The 19,901-nt window shown below is 58.8% G+C and carries 18 protein-coding genes; 6 read left to right on the top strand and 12 right to left on the bottom strand.

Going from position 1 to position 19,901, the window contains the following annotated elements; all coding sequences use genetic code 11:
- Window positions 1–5: 5 nt before the first annotated feature.
- Both A3A9_RS0116290 and A3A9_RS0116285 read right to left on the bottom strand, forming a co-directional pair.
- Window positions 6–1,214 carry a sulfotransferase family protein gene (locus tag A3A9_RS0116290; protein ID WP_027059734.1) on the bottom strand — a complete coding sequence of 403 codons (1,209 nt, stop codon included), beginning with the start codon at window positions 1,212–1,214 and terminating at the stop codon, window positions 6–8.
- Window positions 1,214–2,284: a type III polyketide synthase gene (locus A3A9_RS0116285; RefSeq protein WP_027059733.1), complete on the bottom strand. Its 1,071-nt coding sequence runs from the start codon at window positions 2,282–2,284 to the stop codon at window positions 1,214–1,216. The genes A3A9_RS0116290 and A3A9_RS0116285 overlap by 1 nt, the downstream gene beginning before the upstream one ends.
- A 290-nt stretch (window positions 2,285–2,574) precedes the next feature.
- Between A3A9_RS0116285 and A3A9_RS0116280 the strand changes: the two genes are divergently transcribed.
- Both A3A9_RS0116280 and A3A9_RS0116275 read left to right on the top strand, forming a co-directional pair.
- The gene (locus tag A3A9_RS0116280) at window positions 2,575–3,279 is read left to right on the top strand and encodes a class I SAM-dependent methyltransferase (RefSeq protein ID WP_027059732.1); all 705 of its coding nucleotides are present in this window, start codon (window positions 2,575–2,577) and stop codon (window positions 3,277–3,279) included.
- Complete coding sequence (locus A3A9_RS0116275; RefSeq protein ID WP_027059731.1) at window positions 3,276–4,457, top strand: NAD(P)/FAD-dependent oxidoreductase; 1,182 nt, start codon at window positions 3,276–3,278, stop codon at window positions 4,455–4,457. Before A3A9_RS0116280 ends, A3A9_RS0116275 begins: the two co-directional genes overlap by 4 nt.
- Window positions 4,458–4,483: 26 nt before the next feature.
- On the opposite strand, the gene greA is transcribed toward A3A9_RS0116275, so the two are convergent.
- Window positions 4,484–4,966 (bottom strand): transcription elongation factor GreA, encoded by a 483-nt coding sequence (gene greA, locus A3A9_RS0116270; protein ID WP_027059730.1) that lies wholly within the window; start codon window positions 4,964–4,966, stop codon window positions 4,484–4,486.
- Window positions 4,967–5,147: 181 nt separating this feature from the next.
- Between greA and A3A9_RS0116265 the strand changes: the two genes are divergently transcribed.
- A complete protein-coding gene (locus A3A9_RS0116265; RefSeq protein ID WP_027059729.1) occupies window positions 5,148–6,119 on the top strand; it encodes an ornithine cyclodeaminase family protein in 972 nt (323 codons plus the stop codon).
- A gap of 87 nt (window positions 6,120–6,206) precedes the next feature.
- A complete protein-coding gene (locus tag A3A9_RS44825) occupies window positions 6,207–6,368 on the top strand; it encodes a hypothetical protein (RefSeq protein ID WP_161634503.1) in 162 nt (53 codons plus the stop codon).
- A 52-nt stretch (window positions 6,369–6,420) separates the two neighbouring features.
- On the opposite strand, the gene A3A9_RS41785 is transcribed toward A3A9_RS44825, so the two are convergent.
- Window positions 6,421–7,125 (bottom strand): toll/interleukin-1 receptor domain-containing protein, encoded by a 705-nt coding sequence (locus A3A9_RS41785; protein WP_051370970.1) that lies wholly within the window; start codon window positions 7,123–7,125, stop codon window positions 6,421–6,423.
- A gap of 102 nt (window positions 7,126–7,227) precedes the next feature.
- On the opposite strand from A3A9_RS41785, the gene A3A9_RS45755 reads away from it, so the two are divergent.
- On the top strand, window positions 7,228–7,548 hold the full coding sequence (locus A3A9_RS45755) for a hypothetical protein (RefSeq protein WP_027059728.1): 321 nt from the start codon (window positions 7,228–7,230) through the stop codon (window positions 7,546–7,548).
- Between the two features lie 113 nt (window positions 7,549–7,661).
- Here the strand turns inward: A3A9_RS45755 and A3A9_RS38930 are convergent, their stop codons facing one another.
- From A3A9_RS38930 to A3A9_RS38920, 7 genes are all read right to left on the bottom strand, one after another.
- Window positions 7,662–8,636, bottom strand: coding sequence for a putative phage abortive infection protein (locus tag A3A9_RS38930; RefSeq protein WP_051370968.1), 975 nt, complete (start codon window positions 8,634–8,636; stop codon window positions 7,662–7,664).
- A gap of 323 nt (window positions 8,637–8,959) precedes the next feature.
- On the bottom strand, window positions 8,960–9,814 hold the full coding sequence (locus A3A9_RS0116240; protein WP_082222116.1) for a DNA adenine methylase: 855 nt from the start codon (window positions 9,812–9,814) through the stop codon (window positions 8,960–8,962).
- Complete coding sequence (locus A3A9_RS44820; RefSeq protein WP_027059726.1) at window positions 9,814–11,199, bottom strand: hypothetical protein; 1,386 nt, start codon at window positions 11,197–11,199, stop codon at window positions 9,814–9,816. Before A3A9_RS44820 ends, A3A9_RS0116240 begins: the two co-directional genes overlap by 1 nt.
- A 265-nt stretch (window positions 11,200–11,464) precedes the next feature.
- Complete coding sequence (locus tag A3A9_RS0116230) at window positions 11,465–11,692, bottom strand: MoaD/ThiS family protein (protein WP_027059725.1); 228 nt, start codon at window positions 11,690–11,692, stop codon at window positions 11,465–11,467.
- 48 nt (window positions 11,693–11,740) lie between these two features.
- A complete protein-coding gene (locus A3A9_RS0116225) occupies window positions 11,741–14,551 on the bottom strand; it encodes a DUF3131 domain-containing protein (RefSeq protein WP_027059724.1) in 2,811 nt (936 codons plus the stop codon).
- Complete coding sequence (locus tag A3A9_RS38925; protein WP_051370963.1) at window positions 14,548–15,825, bottom strand: glycosyltransferase family 2 protein; 1,278 nt, start codon at window positions 15,823–15,825, stop codon at window positions 14,548–14,550. Before A3A9_RS38925 ends, A3A9_RS0116225 begins: the two co-directional genes overlap by 4 nt.
- A complete protein-coding gene (locus A3A9_RS38920) occupies window positions 15,822–16,976 on the bottom strand; it encodes an NAD-dependent epimerase/dehydratase family protein (RefSeq protein WP_152536111.1) in 1,155 nt (384 codons plus the stop codon). The genes A3A9_RS38925 and A3A9_RS38920 overlap by 4 nt, the downstream gene beginning before the upstream one ends.
- Before the next feature lie 327 nt (window positions 16,977–17,303).
- On the opposite strand from A3A9_RS38920, the gene A3A9_RS0116210 reads away from it, so the two are divergent.
- A complete protein-coding gene (locus tag A3A9_RS0116210) occupies window positions 17,304–18,653 on the top strand; it encodes a nucleotide sugar dehydrogenase (RefSeq protein ID WP_245279052.1) in 1,350 nt (449 codons plus the stop codon).
- 7 nt (window positions 18,654–18,660) lie between these two features.
- Here the strand turns inward: A3A9_RS0116210 and A3A9_RS0116205 are convergent, their stop codons facing one another.
- Window positions 18,661–19,683, bottom strand: a complete 1,023-nt coding sequence (locus tag A3A9_RS0116205; protein ID WP_082222114.1) for an endo-1,4-beta-xylanase — start codon at window positions 19,681–19,683, stop codon at window positions 18,661–18,663.
- Window positions 19,684–19,901 lie beyond the last annotated feature (218 nt).

Raw genomic sequence — 19,901 nt, 5'->3', positions numbered from 1 at the left:
CTATGTCATCCAATGCGCTGTTGGCTGTCAACATCGAGCGTCCTGGGAGCCTGTGGAGGCGCATGCCCAAAAGCGGCGGCCAGCGGTTCGAGGCGAGCGACCCGCGCCTTCTGCCTTTCGCTCAGGTCGGGATGGTTGCTGCGCACCTGTTTGCCGAACGTCGCGGCGACCTGCAGCACCCGCCCTTCGCCGTCGCGCGAAAATGGCAGGCCCAGTTCACTGTAGATCCGCTTCATCTCGCCCACGGGGTCGGCGGTGAGATCCTGCAGCCGCACTTCGGCGAGATCGCCAGCTGGAATCCGGGCTCTATCGGCCAGATAGTGCATCTCTGTCGCGAGATATTCGCGGGTGATGATCTCCTCCTGCTCATCCTCGGGCAATGGCGGCTGCAGGGCGAATGCACGTTGCAATTCGCGCGCCAGAAGCAGGTTGGACCGGAACACGACTTCCGGCGAACGGGAGATGTGGACAAACTTGGCGCCCGGAAACATTTCCTGGAGGTAGCGCACGCGCGCCGTATGGCTCGGCGATTTGAGCAGAAGCCGCCGCCCGCCCGCAACGAGAGCAAGCTTCTGCACGAAACCCAGCTGATGCGAGCGCCAGCGGCTCAACTCCGCCTTCGAAAGCGCGTCGAGATCGTGAAATCGATTGAAGAAGGCTTGCCGGCGGGGAAGTATGGCGCGTCCTGCAAGCACGGACATCCCGCCCAGATTGTTCAAGGCGAAGTCGTCCTCGCCCGGCAGCGTGGCGCCCACCGGCACGACCGCGCCGAGGCGCGTCAACGGCAGCAAGGGCACGAAAAAATAGCGCAGCAGAAACCAGCCAGGGACGAATGCCTGAGGGGCCAGAACCTGCGGCCAACTCGGCGATCTCAGGTCCGGGTCGGCTGCCAGCAGGTTCTGCAAAAACGTCGTTCCAGATCGGAAGTAGCCGAGGACGAACACGGGGGCGTTGTCGCGTCCCATCCGGGGCGGTCGCTGCCGCAGCCATGCCGCAACGATCAAGCGCTCCGGCAGGGAGGCGACCGTGTTGATCAGCGAAAGTAGCAGCAGGAGCACCAGGCGCGGCCAGTAGGCAGGCGGGATATCGCCTTGCGCGCGCCACAGGACCCGCAGCACGGCGTCGAGAGGCGCCACGCTCATGAAGTGCGGATACGGCAGATAGGGCGCCAGCCGACGGGCCGCGAGCGAGATGTTTTCGTGCAGGGCCTTCATCAGGCAGTCCGGAACATCATGGTCTCGGTGGTCAATCCCGGCCCGAACGCCATGCCGCAGCCGAGCAAGCCCGGCGGCTCCTTCAGCATTTCGGCCATCACGAACATCACGGTTGCCGATGACATGTTGCCGTATTGCCGCAGCACTTCACGCGATACGGCGAGCGCGCTCGGCTCCAGTTTGAGGGCCCGCTCGACCGCGTCGAGCACGGAGCGGCCGCCGGGATGGACCGCCCACAAATCGATCTCGCTTGCGGGCCTGCCGCCGAGGATGGCCGCATGCTCGTTGCGCAGCGTCTCGCGGACCGCGCCGGGAACCTGGCCGGACAGCACCATCTCGAAGCCGTCGTCGCGGATATGCCAGCTCATCAGCTCCTTGCGCTCCGCGGCGACAATGGCGTGGAAGCTTTCGAGCAGGATGCCGTGCGGTTCGGCCGTTACCAGCGAGGCCGCGCAACCGTCTCCCCACAGGCAAAACGAGATCAGCTTCTCGAGTTCGGCGGCTTCCCTGAAATGCAGCGTGCACAATTCGATGTTGACGGTCAGCACGCGGGCTTTCGGATCGGAGCGCACGATATGGCGTGCCAGCTTCAAGGCGTTGATGGCGGCGTAGCATCCCATGAAGCCGACGATGGTGCGCTCGACCGAATTTGGCAGGCCGCATCGCGCCACCAGCTCGAGGTCGATGCCGGGCGCCGAAAAGCCGGTGCAACTCGTCACGATCAAATGCGTGATCGCAGAGCGGTCTTCGCCGGCCAGAAGCTTGTCGACCGTTTGTTGCGCGAGTTCAGGTGCCGCGGCTTCGTACATCTCCATGCGGATCGCGGTGCTGGCGAACGAACCCTTGACCGAGGTGCCGTCGCGGTCGATTGCCCCGCCGCGCGGATCGTCGGCAGGCGCAAAGCAGGAATAGCGATGTTCGATCCCGGCAAGAGCGACCATTCGCTCGAAGAGGGGAAGGCGCTGGGCATCGTCTTCAAGCAGCAAAGCTCCATAGCGGAGGTAGAACTGATGCACGTCGTGTTCGGGGACACACGTAGCGATGCGGTTCAGATACGCTTGTGGGGACAAAATTGCTCCGACAATGAGCCCAATCGGGTCTCACAAGAGGTCTAGGAATTGGGAAGCGTTTCCTAAGGCAAACGCCGACATAGAGTATTTTATTGCGTGGCGCCGATATTTCTTAATAGCAAACTGTGATACCAGCCTCCGATCCTGTATGAAAGGGACCGAAATTCGGCTTCGCCATCCGGATCGAGTTCACACGGCGAATTCCCAAATGAACAGCGCGCGGCCATAAGGTACGACCGAATTCCATGTGCCGGATTGCCGGCTGAAGCCCCAAAATTCCGATCCATCGCATGACCGACATGAACATCCGGCATCTGGAGCCAGAGCTCCTCGACGGCCTCCCGGCCGATGATCCCGGTGCGATCGCATCCCGTCGTGATCTCGTCTGGATCAATGCCTTGATGTTCCAGGCCAGGTTCATGGCCTCGCTGATGCGAGCCAATTTGCAAACGCCGCCGCTGCGCATCCTCGAACTGGGCGCCGGTGACGGAAAGTTCATGCTGGGAGTGGCGCGGCTGATGGCGCGGCGCTGGCCCGATGTGGAGATCGTCATGGTCGACAGGATCGGCCTGATCGGCAAGGATGTGTGCAACGCTTTCGCTGAATTGGGTTGGCGGGCGCAACCCGTGACCGCCGATATATTCGACTGGACGACAGACAGGCCCTTCGATCTGGTCTGCGCCAACCTGATCCTCCATCACTTCGACGACACGCGCCTCAAGGAGCTGTTTGCCAGGATCATGACGATGGCCCCGCTTCTTGTCGCGACCGAGCCGCTCAGGGCCAGGGGGCCACTTGTCGCGACCCGGTGCCTGCGAGTGATCGGCGCCGGGGCGGTGACGCTGAACGACGCGACGCAAAGTGTCCGCTCCGGTTTTCGCGGCACGGAACTCTCGCAATTATGGCAAGCGTCAGGGGGAACGCCGGTGATGGAGGCCCGCAAAGGCCTGTTTACGCAAGGTTTCGTTGGCGCAAGCATGCCCGGCGCCAGATGACGCACGACGCAATCATCATCGGTGCCGGCCCCGCCGGCAGTTCCACCGCCATTGCGCTGGCCCAGCATGGCTGGTCGGTTGCGATGGTTGAGAAGGTCGCTTTTCCGCGCCGAAAGGTCTGCGGCGAATTCATGTCGGGCACCAGTCTTGCCTTGCTGGACCGGTTGGGCGTCGGCGAGATTTGGCGCGCGGAAGCCGGCCCCGAAATACGGCGCGTCGGGTTCTTTTCGGGCGATGTCTCGGCGCAGGCGCCAATGCCGAGCGCCGGGACGGGTCTCGGCCGCGCTCTCGGCCGCGATCGTCTGGACACCGTCCTATTGCAGGCCGCCGAACGCGCCGGTGTAGAAATTCTCCAGCCTTGCAAGGCTGTCGCCATTCGCCGGCAGGGTGATTTGCAGTCCGTGACCGTGGAGGCGGGCCAACAACAACAGGTTTTGAGCGCACCTGTCATCATTGCCGCGCACGGATCCTGGGAAGCCGGCAAACTGCCAAGCCAGCTTGAAAGAGCGAGCCAACCTTCCGACCTCTTCGGTTTCAAGGCGCATTTTACCGGCGCGGCACTAGCGCCCGACCTGATGCCGCTGCTGGTATTCCCGGGCGGCTATGGTGGGATGGTGACGGCGGACCGTGGCCGGGTTTCCATCTCCTGCTGCATCCGCCGGGATGTTCTGTCCGGACTGCGCCAGCGCTGGGGAAATATCGCGGCCGCCGATGCAGTGTCGCGCCACGTCCTGGCCTCGTGCCGAGGCGTGGCAACGGTGCTGGCCGGTGCCGAACTGGATGGCCCGTGGCTCGCCGCCGGACCGATCCATCCCGGCATTCGATCTGGCTATGACCAGGGCATCTTCCGCGTCGGCAACATCGCGGGCGAGTCGCATCCCGTCATCGCCGAAGGGATTTCGATGGCGCTGCAATCCGGCTGGCTGCTTGCGCGGGAACTGATCGCATCGGGTAAAGGCCCCGAGGGCCACGACGAGGCCGGACGCCGCTACGAAAGGCAATGGCGCCGGCAATTCGCGACCCGTTTGCGTGCCTCGGCCTTGATTGCCCGCATAGCGCTCCGGCCCGGCAGCAGGGCGGTGATGCGCGCCGTGATCAGGACTTTCCCGGCGGCCTTGACGCTTGGCGCTCGATTGAGCGGAAAGACCCGGCCTGTTCCGGGTTTTGACGTCAGGTAGCGCGGCTCACTGACACCGATCCTCCGCTAGGAAATGGACAGAATCTCGAGTTCGCGCGGCCCCAGCCGGACAACATCGCCAACGCTTTTGCCGATCAGCGCGATGGCTACCGGTGAACCATGCGATATGGACGCTTGCGCCGGGTTGGCCTCATCCTCCCCGACGATGCGGAAGGTCTGGGTGCGGCCATCATCACGCGCGAAGGTAACGGTGTGCCCGAAGGCGATCACGTCATGAGACGTCGGCACCGACATGAGCTGAGCCGTGCGGACGCGTTCGGCATAATAGCTGACATCGCGAACCGGAACCGCCGACTGCCGCCGCCTCTCGTTGACATCCTCCAGCACGCTGGCGGCCTCGAGCGCCTGCCGGGCGCGCGCCAATTCATCGTGCAGCATCTCGAGACCCACCTCGGTGACGAGGTTGATCCGATCGGAGATAGGCCGAGCCGGCAGGATGGTTTCCGATGCCGCCTCCGCACTTTCCTCCTTGGCAAAGGCTACGCTCAATGGTCGCAACTCCGTGTCGAATGGTGTTGGTCAGGGGATAACCCATGGGCGACGATAAAGCTGCAACAATTCGACGGCCCGCCAGGACGAGCCGTTTCGCCGATCCACTCGCCGGCATCGCCCAGGCTTCCGGCCCGGCGTACATCGTGTAGTCTGACCGCCTCTTAGGGAACGTGACAAGATGAACACCCAGTCCCCTGCCGTCGAGACCCTGCCCTATCTGTCGTCGGCGGTTCTCGATCGCCTGGCGATCTCCACGCCTGACATCGTCGACGAGATCGAACGCCAGATCGTCGGCCAGCGGCGGGGCGAAGTCTGGTGCGCGCCAAAGGCCGCCGTGTGGCCGGGCGACGACCGCTACTTCATGGCGACGCTCGGCGTCGCCTCGGTGCCATCCGTGCTGGCCACCAAGTCGCTGGTGGTGAACCCGCGCAACGCCCAGCGCGGACTGGCCACAATCAATTCGCTGATCACCCTGCTCGACGCCGAGACGGGCCTGCCGCTGGCCCTGATCGACGGCAATTGGGTGACGGCCAAGCGCACGGCGGGCTTGAGCGCCGTCGCCGCCAGGCGCATGGCGCGGGGCGACACGTCCTCCGTCGCCTTCATCGGCTGCGGGGTGCAAGCACGCGGCCACCTCGAAGCCTTCGCCGACCTCTTTCCCTTGCGCGAAATCCGCGCCTTCGGGCGCGGCCAAACCAATCGCGACGCGCTTTGCGAGATGGCACGGTCGCGTGGCCTCCAAGCCATCCCCTGCGACACTGCACGAGCCGCCGTCGAGGGCGCCGACATCGTGGTGACGACCGTGACACTGGTGCCCGAACCCGAACCGTTCCTCGACGCCAACTGGCTGAAACCGGGCAGCTTCACCGCCATCACCGACCTCGCACTGCCCTGGCTGCCCGCAACGATGCGCCGCTTCGATCGCATCGTCATCGACGATCTGGAGCAGGAAAAGCAGATGCCCAAACCCATGGTCAACGCAACGCTGGTCGCCGGCGACCTGACGGGCCTGGTCTGCGGCGATTTTGCGGGGCGGCAGGACCCAGGCGAGGCCGTGGCGTTCGTGTTTCGGGGCATGGCTGTGGGGGATCTCGCGGTGGCCGGGCTGGCGTATATGCGCGCGCAGGCGGCGGGGGTGTTTGGGGCGTAGCTAAGGTCGGGACCGGCTGATCCGCCACCAGCCGGAAAATGACCGCATGGCCCAACGCTACGCCTAGAAGCACGCACGCTCGTGGCCTTGGCGGAGAAGGATGCGGTGCTGGTCGGCCAGGCGGAGCTGTTGCGCTCGATGCTGGAAGGTGTGACGGGGGATGCGATGGTGACGGGCAGGCGCGAAATCGAGGTGGGGATTGACGCGATCACGGCGACGTTGCGGAAGCGGCAGACGTTTTTACTTTGAGGTTAAGCCGCTCGGATAGGCAACGGCAACGAGATCGCGGTGCGCGACATCGCTAAGCCGCAGCCAGTAGGTCAGTTGCCAGTTCGTGAACAGCTTTCGCAATGCTAGTGAACGCTTCGTCCCGATCGGGCCATGACGTAATGGCCTTCCCATCCTGGGGAAGAGCCAGCAATCCTCCGAAGGGCGAGTGGGTCCAAAGGCAGTTTCGAAGTATGATCGGAATCACTTTTGCTTCGCCCTTGTTGTTTCTTTCGATTGCCTTTGTCAGTTCTATCTCATAGCAGTACTTCGAGTTGACGAAATCAATACTAACCAGCAGGAATATCAGATCAGCGCCGTCAAGTTCGTTTGTTATAACGTTAGCAAATGATTCGCCCGGCTTTATCATTCGATCATGCCAGCTATCGATCAGGCCAAGCCGCTCGAGTGGCTTCAGATGCTGCAGGAAAGAGTTTTTGAGCGCCTCATCAGAATGGCAATATGAGACAAATGCCTTTAATGAATTTCTTGTCGGCTTTTGAAAATGGAAGTCGGAAAATTTAGTTTTTCCACCATGGCCGGGCGCCGCCTTTATGGTTCCCTTTTTTATTAAACCTGCCCGTACTTTATCAAACCGTTCGTCCATCCATCCGAGCTGTTCACGCAGTGTCCTATTTAAAATTGCGACGTCGTTCCCCGCACATTGTCGAGCCAACTCGTCTAAGAACCGTTGTTCAAAAGTCTTCCCGCTCCTGATTTTCATTTTCTCGCGTGCCATTGCCTCTCGCCCCTTATATGCCTCACACTAGGATTTTACGGTTCGCTGATTCAAGTCATTCACTTCGTTGGCAACAGATATTTCCGCGCCGTAGAGGAGGAGATGCTTAAGCATCCTCATCCACCCAACACCACCAACCCCAAGCGCGACCATCTGGTCGACCCGATCTCGATGGGCCGCCCGCTGGGCATGCACGGCAAGGTGCTGGGCGAGGAGGACGAGGAGGAAGATGCGCTGGAGGTGAATACGGAGCCGACGATGGGGCTTAGGGGCGGACGCTCAGCTAGATGGAACCAGTCCCAGAGCCACCCAAAGCGGACAGCTGAGCCAGCCCAGGTGCTTCGTATCTACGCCAGCCCGCACAACTCGCGAAGCTTGGCGAATTCTACCGGTTTCGACAGCATGTCCTCAGGAATGATGTGATCCACCTGCATTGACTTCAGGTCAATCGGGCGTGTGCAAAGATAGCAGCGCTCGCCGTGAGCCGAATAAACGGCCCATCGCTCCGCTGGCGAAAATGTTCTCTTTGCCAATCTTCAGTCCCTGACTGCCGGGCCTATGGTGGCGGTGCTGGACACAGTATCTCCCACCGCCATCTTCGAAAGCTTGTCCGAGCGGGCCGACGCGGCGAACAATGCCTCATGGCTGGGATCGAACAGCAGCTCGGTCGGCAGATTGTCAAGTAGCGAATAAGACTCGACGTAATGCTTGAATTTCTCGCCCTTGATCGTAAGGCAATTGTAAAACAACATCGCCAACTCGTAATCTGACAGCTGGGCGCGCAGCAACTTCATGTATCGATTATGCCCGACATTGCTGTCGTCGATGAACCGCACAACGTTGTAGAGGTAACGGAAATAATGCCCGAGATCCTGCTTCCACTCGACCCAGAAGGCCTCATAGGCCATTGAGATTCGTAATTCTGGCGGGCGGCTGTACAAAAAGTCGTAGTTTTTTTTCAGATCGTCCCAAAAGAACTTGAAACAATCCCTGCCTGTGATCGTACCTGGAGTCGTGCCGTCGCTTCTTTTGAAGCGGCGGATATCCATCGAATTAACGATGGTATTGTGTAGGGTGAGCATCTGGAAAAACGTCGATTCAAAGCTTTCGCGTTTCTGCGATGAAAGCTGCTTCTCGAACGCCAACTCTGCCTTCGCCGCTTCAGTTCTCGCTTCTCTGTTTGCATTCTGCTGAAGGATGATGGTGACCAGCAGGCCAACGAACGTCAGAAAGGTGAGAACGGGACCGATGACGCCGCCGACGAAGTCGCCGAACCATGCTAAGGATTCCGCTTTGTCCACCTTGGCATAGCCGAAAATAAAAACCCCGGCGACGATAAGCACCGAGACGACGAGGACTTTGTAGAAGCCGTGGGCGGAATCACCGAGCTTCGGAGCAATGATCCCTTCAAACCAGTCGAAGCCCGGCCATCGTTGAGCGCCTCGAGTATTTGCCCACATGAGAGCGACAAAGGCCGTTATTGCCAACAAAAAAATGACCCAGCCACTCATATGAAATCCCCCAGACAATGAAGTATCAGTCTGTCCTACGGGCTGCAATGCTTGGACGGTTACAGTTGCTTGTTCAGAATGTACCAGACACAACACGGGTGATGGCGACGATGAACACTACGCCTATGAGGGCTTCCATCAGCTCGCCCCTTATATTAGATGCCTAACTGACCCCGACGACGGTCACTGTGAACACCAGCGCCACCGCAATGTCTATCTTCTCAGCGCGGCTCATTTAACACTCCCACGCCCTACCGCCCGCCGCTCAGGTCGCTTGCCCGTTCGACCAATAACTAAACTGTAGCAGCATCTGATGAAGCGGTTCAGGCCGCGCGACGGGTAAAACCTGCGACCACGGGCATCGAAAGGGAGTCACTCAGATAAATCACTTCCTTGCCGACCCCTACCGATCCGGCACTGTAGTGCAACGAATAAAAAATCGGCTCGAACCCCGAATAGATATCGAGAATAGGCGTCACCGCATCATACGAAACAATCCACCGACTTTCCCTATAATTATCGACAGCATTCTTCACCGCCACATGATCGTTATGCACATAAGCATTACGATAGAGTTTGCTGCCCTTAACATAGTAGGGAGGGTCAAGGTACGTGAGTGCGGCAGGATCAGTGAGCGAAGTTGCCAGGAAGTCAAGCGCATCGAGCCGGCTCACAGCGATCCGAGATTGAAATGGCGCTAAAGCGCGAATCGAGGCCGATTGTTTGTCGCGGTCGAATCGCGCGTCCAACCGCCAAATGCCCGCTTGAGCATATCCGCCAACAGGACCAGCCCCTTCAATAATGCCCGATCGATTTGTTCGATTAAGGTAGAAGGTGGCAAACCCCAGGGCGAGAGGATCGCTCGTATCCTTAGTGCGCCATATCTCACGTTGGCGATGCCATTCATCGATGGTCAATGTTGCCGTCTCGGTTAGGCGGCACATCTCTCGATTATATGTAAGTGCACTGACCCAGAATGCCCAGATGGAATCATCCACATCGTTCAGAGAAATGCGTTCAACCAGGCCGGTCGATAGCAACTTGAGTGCCAAGCCAGCACCGCCGGCATATGGTTCACAATAGTGACAATCTACAATCCTATTGTGTTGAAGTAGATTCGCAAATAAATTGAAAAGCTTAGCCTTTCCTCCTGGATATCGGAGCGGTGACGCAAGCATCAGATATTACGCTTGATGAACGCGTCAATAGTATCGCGCGCCATCATCAATTTATTAAAATTTGGCACAACGGTCGCATGGGTGCTTAGATTCATATAAGATAGATGAGTTTTCTTGAATTCCTGAAGCACCTTTACGTCATCCTGACTCAGCTTACCGTTGCCGATCACCACATTCAGGGCACCTTCCAGATCTAGAAGTTTGCCTTGCTGATTGAGGGCTTTCTCCTCGATGATAAGCTTCAAAAGGACCTCGATTATGCTCCGTAACAGCGCCGAACCAGCAGCTGGGTAGTTCTTCGTATTAAGCCCCTTCGCCTCTTTCATCAATTGGGCCAGCGTGAGATCATGGCGTTTCACAGGATAGGCAAATAGCGCATTGGTCTTTAGGCCACTACCAGCCTCATTCGTATCTGTATTGCTTGCGTTAGTCCCGCCTGAAGCGTTGCCTTGGTCGCCGGATGCCCCGGTACCGGCCGCTCCCGCTCCGCCGGCTCCACTACTGCTTTTATCGGTCCCGGCGCCTGCTTGTCCGCCGGCTTGGCTACCGGGGGCGCTATAGCCTGCAAAGACCTCGCCATAAGAGGCAATGGCACTCGGACCGTTATCATCGATCACCGTCCGCTTAACCAGATGCTTCAGTTTGGCCTTGCCATCGGTCGCCGTGAACTTGATCTCTAGGTTCACCTTGTCGAGTTCGATTCCAATCATTTGTTTGTGGCCGGTTGATTGAAGAAAGCGAACCGGAGGGTTGAACTCGATTGACGGCTTTAGGAGCACATCCTTTTCACCGAGTGTCCAGTCCAGCTTCAGGGATTCGAGGTAAAGCATATACTCGAGCAAAAGGTCCCGGATGATACCTTGCGGTCGACCAAATACGCTCGACAACTGACTTATGCTCTTTCCGCCATCCCAATCGTCATAAACCGCCTTGCGGCTGCCAAGATAACCCCATCGCGTTTTGTCGCCACGACCAAAATGTGCTCGCGCCATGATAGTCATAAGGGCATCACGATTGGGAGCGATGGTCACATCAACGCTGACTAGCTCGTCCCGGACGGACTGGGGGACCAAGGGTACTGAAGCCGCGAACTGAGCTGGTGCTATCAGTTGGCCCGTTAAGAGTTTGTAAGTCGCGACCCGGGTGTTGCCTTCGATTACGACATAACCCTTGCCTTCCTTTACGACATAAGGCCGTTCAGCTCCAGGATTGCGCCCCTCGATAGCGATGACCTTCAAAAATGATGCGAGATCCTCGTGTTCAAACAGGTAATTTAATATAGCGTCTTCCGAGCCCAGCTTCTCCTGGCTAACAATGCGTGGATTGCGATCGTCCAAGCGAATCAGCGACAATGCGACCCGCTCATACTTGAACTTTTCGTACATGTGTTCCCTCGGCTGGCTTACCGCCAATCCTACCCCGTGAGAACTATGCACGGCCCAAGCAATCGTAACAAGACTTGTTCTATGATCCTGCCAGATTTTTTAGCTAATAAGTGTTGCCGCCCAGAAGAATAAATCCTAGCGTTTTCGATTTTGGCGACCCAAGGCATATCCAAATCCCTAACCTTGTTTCCGAAAGCAGACGGTCTACGAACGGCAAAACGTTCAATACCTTGATGCGACGCGAGGCGGCGCGCAGCGCGCTCCCTCACCCCCCAGCCAACCGCAGCAAAAAAATCTCCGCCCCTTCCGGCAGCTTCTTCCCCCAGGTATCGCGATAGATCACCCCGTCGATCGCCACCGCGATCCCCTTCTCGATCCACGGCTCGAAGCCGGGATACTGTTCAGCCAGTTTCCTGAACAGCTCCCTGATGTCCCTGGCTTCGACCTTGCTCTTGCCACCGGCGAGCTGGCCGAGCGCGCCCCGGAAGGTCACTTCCGCGGCGGCGACATCGAGGTCATGTTGTCGGGCAAGAATCCCGTCTCACGCCTCTCCGGAATCCATCAGTGGCTTTCGGCCTCCGAGAATATAGGCGACGGACTCCAGGATAACACCGTTGGTGTTCACGTCGGTGACCGCGATCTGCTTGCCTGTCTTTTCCGAAACGCCTGAGGAGAAACCCATGCCAGGCATCATGGCTTTGTCCCTGACAAGGTCTACGAGCATATTCGAGTAATCGCCGGGGCGAGAGGCAAGCCATAGATAGGCGCCCTTGGCGCTGACCAGGCGCAGTGAGCTGGCCAACTTGGCTGCCTTCTCCGGTGCTGACGTTTTGAGTGTGTCGACAGCGAAATCGCCGCCTTCGTCGGTCAGTTGATACCCCTGGTAGGTGAAATATGGTGGGCCGGCCATGGCGCATTCCGAGACGCATGTGGGAATGCCGGTTTCACGGTAGCGTTTGAGCTGGGCGGCAAAGAGAATGTCGGCCACGAGGCGCCCATGCGGCGAACCGCCCAATTCGATTTCTTCCGTGACATGGGGTTCGGTTGCGATGCGCCCGCGACGCTGGATTTCGGCCAGCGCGGGGATCGCATCGTCCATGCTTTTTTCCGGATCAACAGTGGCAAAGACCGGCTTGATCTGTTCGCCCCACAGGCTGTAGCCACGGCCGGCATAGCCGGCGTAGCTGGTGGTATGCGCTGACGAGATCAGGCCTTTCTCGCTCACAACATGCATTTCGCCGTCTTTCAGGACTGGCTTGAAAGACCATTTGGACACCAGGTCGAAAATCGGGAAGGCGCCCGAGGTCGCGTTATCCAGTATTTTGAGCGCCACCAGCAGACGCCCCGTGTCAGCGCTGTCGAACCCGTCACGCTCGTCGCCTTGCTCCCTTAGGGCTCGCTGGGCGTGCGGCAACAGCGCGCCAGCATAGCGGAAGCTCGTCTGGCCAAGGAAACTTATGATGCGGCTGATGGTCGTTTCGAATTCCGGCTGCTCAATGATGCCGAGACGCTGTGCCGACAAGGTCGCCAGAATGTGCGTACCCACATCCCACATCGTCGTGAACGGGTAGCCTGCCTGCTTGCCGTATTCCATCCAGGAGGTGCCCGGAACCATGCCGTTGAAGTTTTTCGCGCCCCAATCGAAATAGGTCCAGGCCAATTCCGCATCCGCCTTGAGCTTGCCGTCATCCAGCGGATATCGCGCGGGCGATTTCCAATCGCGCACGGAAACATCGGCCCGGGCACTTTGGATCAGGTCAGCCTTCGGCAGCGGTGGGGCGACCGACCGGTAGTATTCTGCAAAGTTGACGAGCTTGGTGCCACGCTGACTTGAGAGATGGGCGAGCATGTCGAGCACCAGCGCGCGCTTTTCGGGCGTTTTGGCCGTGTCGGGATGAATGCAGAACACCGCATCATTCTCGGTTCCGAAATAGTCCAGCACCTGCTGCTTGGTGAAATAGGGAATGTCGCCAGACCAGTCCTTCTCGAATTTCATCGTATTCGAAACATGCAATATACCGCGCCTGTCGATGCCGGTGAACCACCGCATGTTGCCTTTCTCCGCGCTGAATACGGGCGTGCCTGTCGCTACCAGCGCATCCAGCGTGTTGTCGTCGAAGGCATCGTTGGGCGGGATGTAGGAAGTCGGGAATTTTCCGGTCGACCGATAGACCTCGCTTATGCCCGACCTGAGCAATTCAAAGTCCTTTTGCGGCGAGTTGCCGAGCAGTTCCTGCGGGGTATGATTCCAGCCATGCGTGGCGATGTCGTAGTGCTTCTCTGCCAACATCGCGCGTAGAAAAGCCTTGACCTTGTCGTCGTCGGACAGGAGGCCGCTGTGGGTCGCCGGGATGATGGCGTCGGTGACGGGATAACCGGCTTCGATCAATCCATAGATGAAAGCCATGTGGTTCGGATCGGTGTCGCTGTCGATCCTGAGGTCGTCGACGCGAACGACGATCAGGCGATTGGTCTGCTTGCTCTGCGCATAGAGCTTCTTGGGCAAAATCCCTCGAACCTTGCCGGTCGAGATGACGCCTTGCAAAGCTTGGGCGACGATGGCCGCATAGCTGGCCAGTTCGCTGTCACCAAGGGCTGCGAGGGCCGCGTAGGGGATATCGACAAGGATCGGATTGTCGGCGGCAGCGAGGCCCGAAATGTTGGAGGCAAGCTCGACGGCATCCATCGGTCTGGCGCCGGCCGACTTCGGTTTGACCGCGGTGAGCGGCGAAGCAAAGACGTTCACCAGGCTGGTGTCCGTGCTCCAGTAGCCACCTTCATCGGGTTGCAGGCGGATATCGTCTTCAACGCCGCCCCGCAGTCGAAGAATCGACCTGACACCGGCGCTTCGCATCGCCGATGCGTCCTGGTGCGAAGCGAGCGGCGAATTTGTCGTCAGCGTCAGTGCCATGATGACGGCAGTCGACTTGTATCTCTGGTATTCGTTGGCGATGTAGCTGAACGCCGCTTGGATCTCGCTGGCCTGTCTGGCCTGGAAATACGGGTCTGGCGACGCAATTGTGTTGGTATGAGCGCCGAATTCGATGTCTTCGGGGTTTTGCAAAAGTGTTTTGCGCAGCCAGACAGCGAGATCTGAACCATAGTCCAGTTTCTTGCCGACGCCATCGATCGGTGCAATCGAGACCAGAAACGGCAGTTTACGACTGACGAATGGATCTGTCAGCGCGGTGAGCCTTGCCGATGTTGCGCTGTTGTCGACGCCACTGATGACCAGCACCAAGGGGTTAGGCAATTTGGCAGCGGCGGACGCATCGGAAATGCCTTTGCTCGCAAGCACGACCAGGGGCATCGCCAGGCCACCGAGAAGCGCGGTGCGCCGGGTAATGTTCATATTTGCCTCCCGTCAGCAACGACAGCCGCATATCTTTCAGGACTGATCCAGCGACCGTCGGATTTTGCCGAGAACGATTTCACGAGCGCACGCAAGAAAAGAGCGGCGTCGAGAAGCCGGATGAATGGAAATGCCAGCCCATAGACCAGCAGGCTTGGGCGGCACTCGATGATGGCGACGATGAACGTAAGCGCGTAGTCGACAGCGAGAAACAAAACCAGCAGCCCAAGCGGAGAGACCGGATGCACTGCCAGTTCGCCAAGCGATATGGCTGGTGTCTGGATACCGGTTGCGAGGTAAAGGATGGCAGCGAACGGCAGCGCCAGCGCAAACAGCGAGATGAGCATCAACTCTGTCAGCAACCCGCCCAGCGATAGCCAGAACCGGCCCGGCCAGACGCCGTGGCGTCGCACCGTTTGCCAGAACCCAAGGTACCAGCGCTGAACCTGCTTGCGATAATCGTTGAGATTGAATGGATCTTCGGACGAGCACCGCGCCTTGGGTGAGTACGCGACCCGGCCCAGTTGCTTGCGCTGGACCTCGAAGGTCATGTTGAAATCTTCGATGACCAGGCCGGGCGCGGTGATGTCGATAAGGCGCAAGGCGCTGGTGCGGTAAATGCTGGCAAAGCCGGGCGCGATGTAGCTCACATTCGCCCATTTCCAGGACTGCCCATATTGGAAGGCCGTCTGCAGAATCCTGTAGAGCCGCGTCCGGTACGCAGCAAAAATCATATCGGGATTCAGCCAGCGTTGTTTGCGCCAGCGTGACAGGACGTGGCCCGCAACCGCGGCAACCGATGGGTCGTCGAACAATGGCAGCGCGTGCCGGAAATAATGCCGGTCTATCTCCGAATCCGCGTCCTGGATAAGCACGGCCTTGTATCGATCGCAAAGGCGGTAATGCCGTATCGCGCGATCGATGGCTTTCGCCTTGCCGCCATTGGGCTGGATATCGAGCGCCCTGCAGCCCGCCGCCCGGGCAATGGCGACCGTGGCGTCTCGCGATCCATCGCTGGCAACATAGATTTGCCTGGCTGGAATGATCTCTTTCAATGCCGCGATGCATTTCGGCAAGGCGACGGCCTCGTTATGCGCAGGGATGACCACCGCAACATCAGCCAGGCGTATAGCGGACGGTCCACCCGACGCTTCTCGTGATCCGATTTCGCTCACAAACCTGATGATGCCCACGGCGCACCAGAACAGGATGTTGACGCCAAGTGATGCGCTGAGCACGACCATGACGACGTTGACCACGGCGATCTCGTTCATGTCAGAGCCGGGAACCCTTCAGCGGCGCGGCTTTTTGAGGCATGATGTGGTTCTGCAAGCCGCTTGGCTGGTCTGCCGCTAGCGGCCATTGCACGCGCCTGGATCGATGCCACCAGATCTCTATGGCTTTGGCGAATGCCGTCTACCAGCGACACGCATGGACGCCACCCCAACTCCCTAACCTTGGTCGTGTCGGGGCAGCGGCCCCGATGATCGGCAATGAAGTGGTTGGCGAACTCGGCCCTGCCTGCAAGGCCGGTTGCCATCTTCGCCAGATCAAACAATTCGCAGATGCTGATCTGCGTGTCGCCGCCGATGTTGTAGACCTCGGCATTCGCGCCGTTTTCCATGACGGTCATCAGGCCATCGACCAGATCGTCGACATGGAGGAAGGTGCGGGTCTGAGCACCATCGCCATAGATCGGCACCGGCTTGCCGGCAATCAGCCGCGACAACATCTGGGGGATGACACGCTGATCGTCAGGGGACATGGCCGGGCCGTAGGTGTTGAAAATGCGCACGATGCGAACATCGACATTGTGCTTGCGGCCCCAGAAACGGGTAAGCGCTTCGCCGAAGCGCTTACCCTCCTCATAGGGGCTGCGCGGGCCGACCGGGTCGACCTTGCCGACATAGCTCTCCGGCTGGGGAAAGACTTCGGGGTCGCCATATACTTCCGCGGTGCTGGCGAAGAGGTAGCTGGCCTTTGAACGACGTGCGACCTTGAGCAGGTTCAGCGTACCGACCGACGACACCATGAGCATTTCCTCACCGAGCAACGCAATGTTGGGAACGCCGGTCGGGCAGGCAAGGTTGTAGATGTGGCTGTAGCGTCGGCGCAGCAAGCGGTTGCAAGATGCCGTATCCGCGATGTCGAGTTTGATGAAGTTGAAATTCGGATATCGAGCGAGATCCGCGACATTGGCCTTGCGACCCGTCGACAGATTGTCGACGCAATCCACCATGGCACCAGTTTCAAGCAGCCGGCGTGCAAGGTTCGTTCCAACGAACCCGGCCCCCCCTGCAATCAGGTATCTGAGCTTCCTAGAGTGTGTAAACATAAAGCGACAATCCTGCATTGAGTACGAGGAAAGCCGCACCCCCTCAGTGCGCTTCACCGATTGAAAATAGCTTTTCCACAGCCAAAGCAACTGTTCGTTAACGATATGGCTAACGGGGGTGGTTAATTACTGCGTTGTAATCATTGATTTTTTTCGTATGTCATTTGTTATATGAGCCATAGCGCAACAAAGCTGTATGATTTTGGCACATTTCCTTTGCTTGACATCTCTATCCGGCCATAGCAGCCGGAATCCGGTATTTCGCACCTTCCCTGCGGTTCAGTGCGGAATTTGCCGGGCAAATCCGAACTGGCACAAAATTTGCGGATGTCTCAGCGTGGGAGAGGCGATTCTGCTGCTCTCAAGTTGTTGTGTTTGCAGCGAGAATGGCCTCGTCTGCATCGCGGGAGGCGCATAGTGAACGTTCACACGGACCAGACGCGCGGCGCGTTGCTTCTTTCAAGGCTGGAAAATCGATCGGCCACAATCGGGGTCGTCGGCCTTGGCTATGTCGGCCTGCCGCTGGTCGCCGCCACGGCGCATGCCGGCTTCAGGGTGATCGGATTCGATGTGGACCGCAGCAAGGTCGAGAAATTGAAGACTGGTCGATCCTACATCGATGCGGTCAGCGACGAAGCGCTTCAGGCGATCGTGTCGGCGGGATCTTTCATGCCGACATCTGACTTCGCCCGTTTTGCCGAGTGTGATGTCATTTCAATATGCGTTCCGACGCCGCTTACCAAGCAACGCGAGCCCGACCTTTCCTTTGTCGAGAATACAACGCGCGCCATCGCTGCCTATCTGCGCAGGGACCAGTTGATTGTGCTGGAATCAACGACCTATCCCGGCACCACCGACGAGGTGATGAAACCCATCCTGGAAGCCGGCGGCTTGCGCTCCGGGCGCGACTTTTTCCTTGGTTACTCACCCGAGCGCGAAGATCCCGGCAGCGCCGGCTTCGACACCGCGACAATCCCCAAGGTCGTGGCAGGCGATGGCGCGGTCGCGGCCAGGCTTGTCGCACGGTTCTATGGGTCGATCGTGGATAAGGTTGTCCCTGTTTCGAGCATCAAGGTCGCGGAGGTGGTCAAGCTCACCGAGAACATTTTCCGCGCGGTGAACATCGCGCTGGTCAACGAGCTCAAGGTCATTTACGCCGCCATGGGCATCGATATCTGGGAAGTGATCGAGGCAGCCAAGACCAAACCCTTCGGCTATATGCCTTTTTATCCGGGTCCCGGACTTGGCGGCCACTGCATTCCGATCGACCCGTTCTATCTCACGTGGAAATCACGCGAGTTCGAGGTGTCGACGAAATTCATCGAGCTTGCCGGCGAGATCAACGTTTCGATGCCGCATTATGTCATGTCGAAACTGTCTGAAGCGCTCGACACACAATTGGGCCTGCCGCTTAGTCAGGCTTCAATTCTCATAGTCGGCGTCGCCTATAAGAAGAACGTTTCCGACGTCCGCGAAAGCCCCGCCCTGAAGCTCATCGAATTGCTGGAAACGCGAGCTGCCGACATCGCTTATCACGATCCGCACGTGGCGCGCATTCCCAAGACGCGCAAGCACCCCACGCTTGCGGGCAAGGACTGCATAAAGCTCAGCCGCGATTCGATCGGCGCCTACGATGCCATCGTCATCGTGACCGACCATGACGACATCGATTACGGTCTGCTGGCCAACCATTCCCGGCTCATCATCGACACGCGCAATGCAATGCAGCGCAATGGCATTGTCTGCGACCGGGTGGTCAAAGCGTGAAATGCATTCAGCGCGGCGGGGCACTTTCCAGTGTCCGCACCACCGCGTCGAAGGCCGGTTTCGGCTGAAGCTGATCGTCAAAAAGGGCAGGACGCGCCTTTCCTGACCGTCGCTTTTCGCGAGTCTGGCGGCGGACGATCCAATTGTCGAAGTCCGAGATGCCCCAGAACACGATCCGCTTGACCGATCGCCGGTCCAAAACGGCCGTCAGGAATTCCTCATAATAGGCAGCAACTTCACGATCGCGAACCGCAATGTTGGCAGGCATGGTTGAATCGTTCACGTCGAGCTCTGAAATGAAGACGTCGAAGCCGAGATCGGCCAGCCGGTCGATGAAGCGGATCGTGGACTTGGGGGAGGCCTTATGCACCGACGAGAGATGGCCCTGGATCCCGATAGAATCGAGCGGGCTGCCCATCGCCCGCAGTCCATCAAGCAGCCGCAGCATGTGATCTTGCTTGGCCAGTGACCAGTCGGTGCCGCATTCCAGATTATAGTCGTTGATGACGAGACGCGCCGAGGGCGCATTCTCCCTGGCGAGGTGCAAGCAGTAGTCGACGAACTGCAGTCCGAAGTTCCGGATCAGGAATTCGTCTCGCAATGGCTCGGCTTCTCCGACGATCTCGTTGAACACATCCCAGGACGCGGCCTGTGGATAATGGTTCATGACATCACTTATGAAGCCTCCATAGTCGCGCTTCACACGCTCAAAGCTTTTGCCTTGCGCCCAGGGAATTGGGTCCTCGTGCCAGAACAGCGTATGACCGTGGAATGCCATGCCGTTCGAAGCTGCAAAGCCTGCGATCGCATCGCAGGGTTCGAAATTGTAGGCCGAGTTTCGGCGCGGTCGCAGAAATCGTGGTTTCAGTTGCCATTCCGGCACGACCAACCGGCAATGATGAGCAATCAAACATCGATAACGCGTATCGACGCAGCCTGAAAATGCGCAACCAACCTCAAGCCCCGAGGCCTTGCCCAGCTCAGCGAGGGAGGGCGACGGAGTCGCCTCCCGATTCGTGACCTCAATCATTCGCGAGTTGCAGCCTCCCCATTGCGCCTCGATCGCCGCGTCAATCCGCGGCGGCGGTATCGGGATGTGGGTCAGGTATCCCGATAAATCACCCCGTCGATCGCCACAGCAATCCCGTTCTCGATCCACGGCTCGAAGCCGGATACCGTTCAGCCAGCTTCCTGAACAGCTCCCTGATATCCCTAGCCTTGACCTCGACCTTGCTCTTACCGCCGGCG

The organism is Mesorhizobium loti CJ3sym, assembly GCF_000472785.1.
Classification (GTDB): Bacteria; Pseudomonadota; Alphaproteobacteria; order Rhizobiales; family Rhizobiaceae; genus Mesorhizobium; species Mesorhizobium loti_E.
The sequence above is the reverse complement of the archived record's forward strand: the minus strand, read 5'-3'. Positions and strand labels throughout refer to the sequence as shown.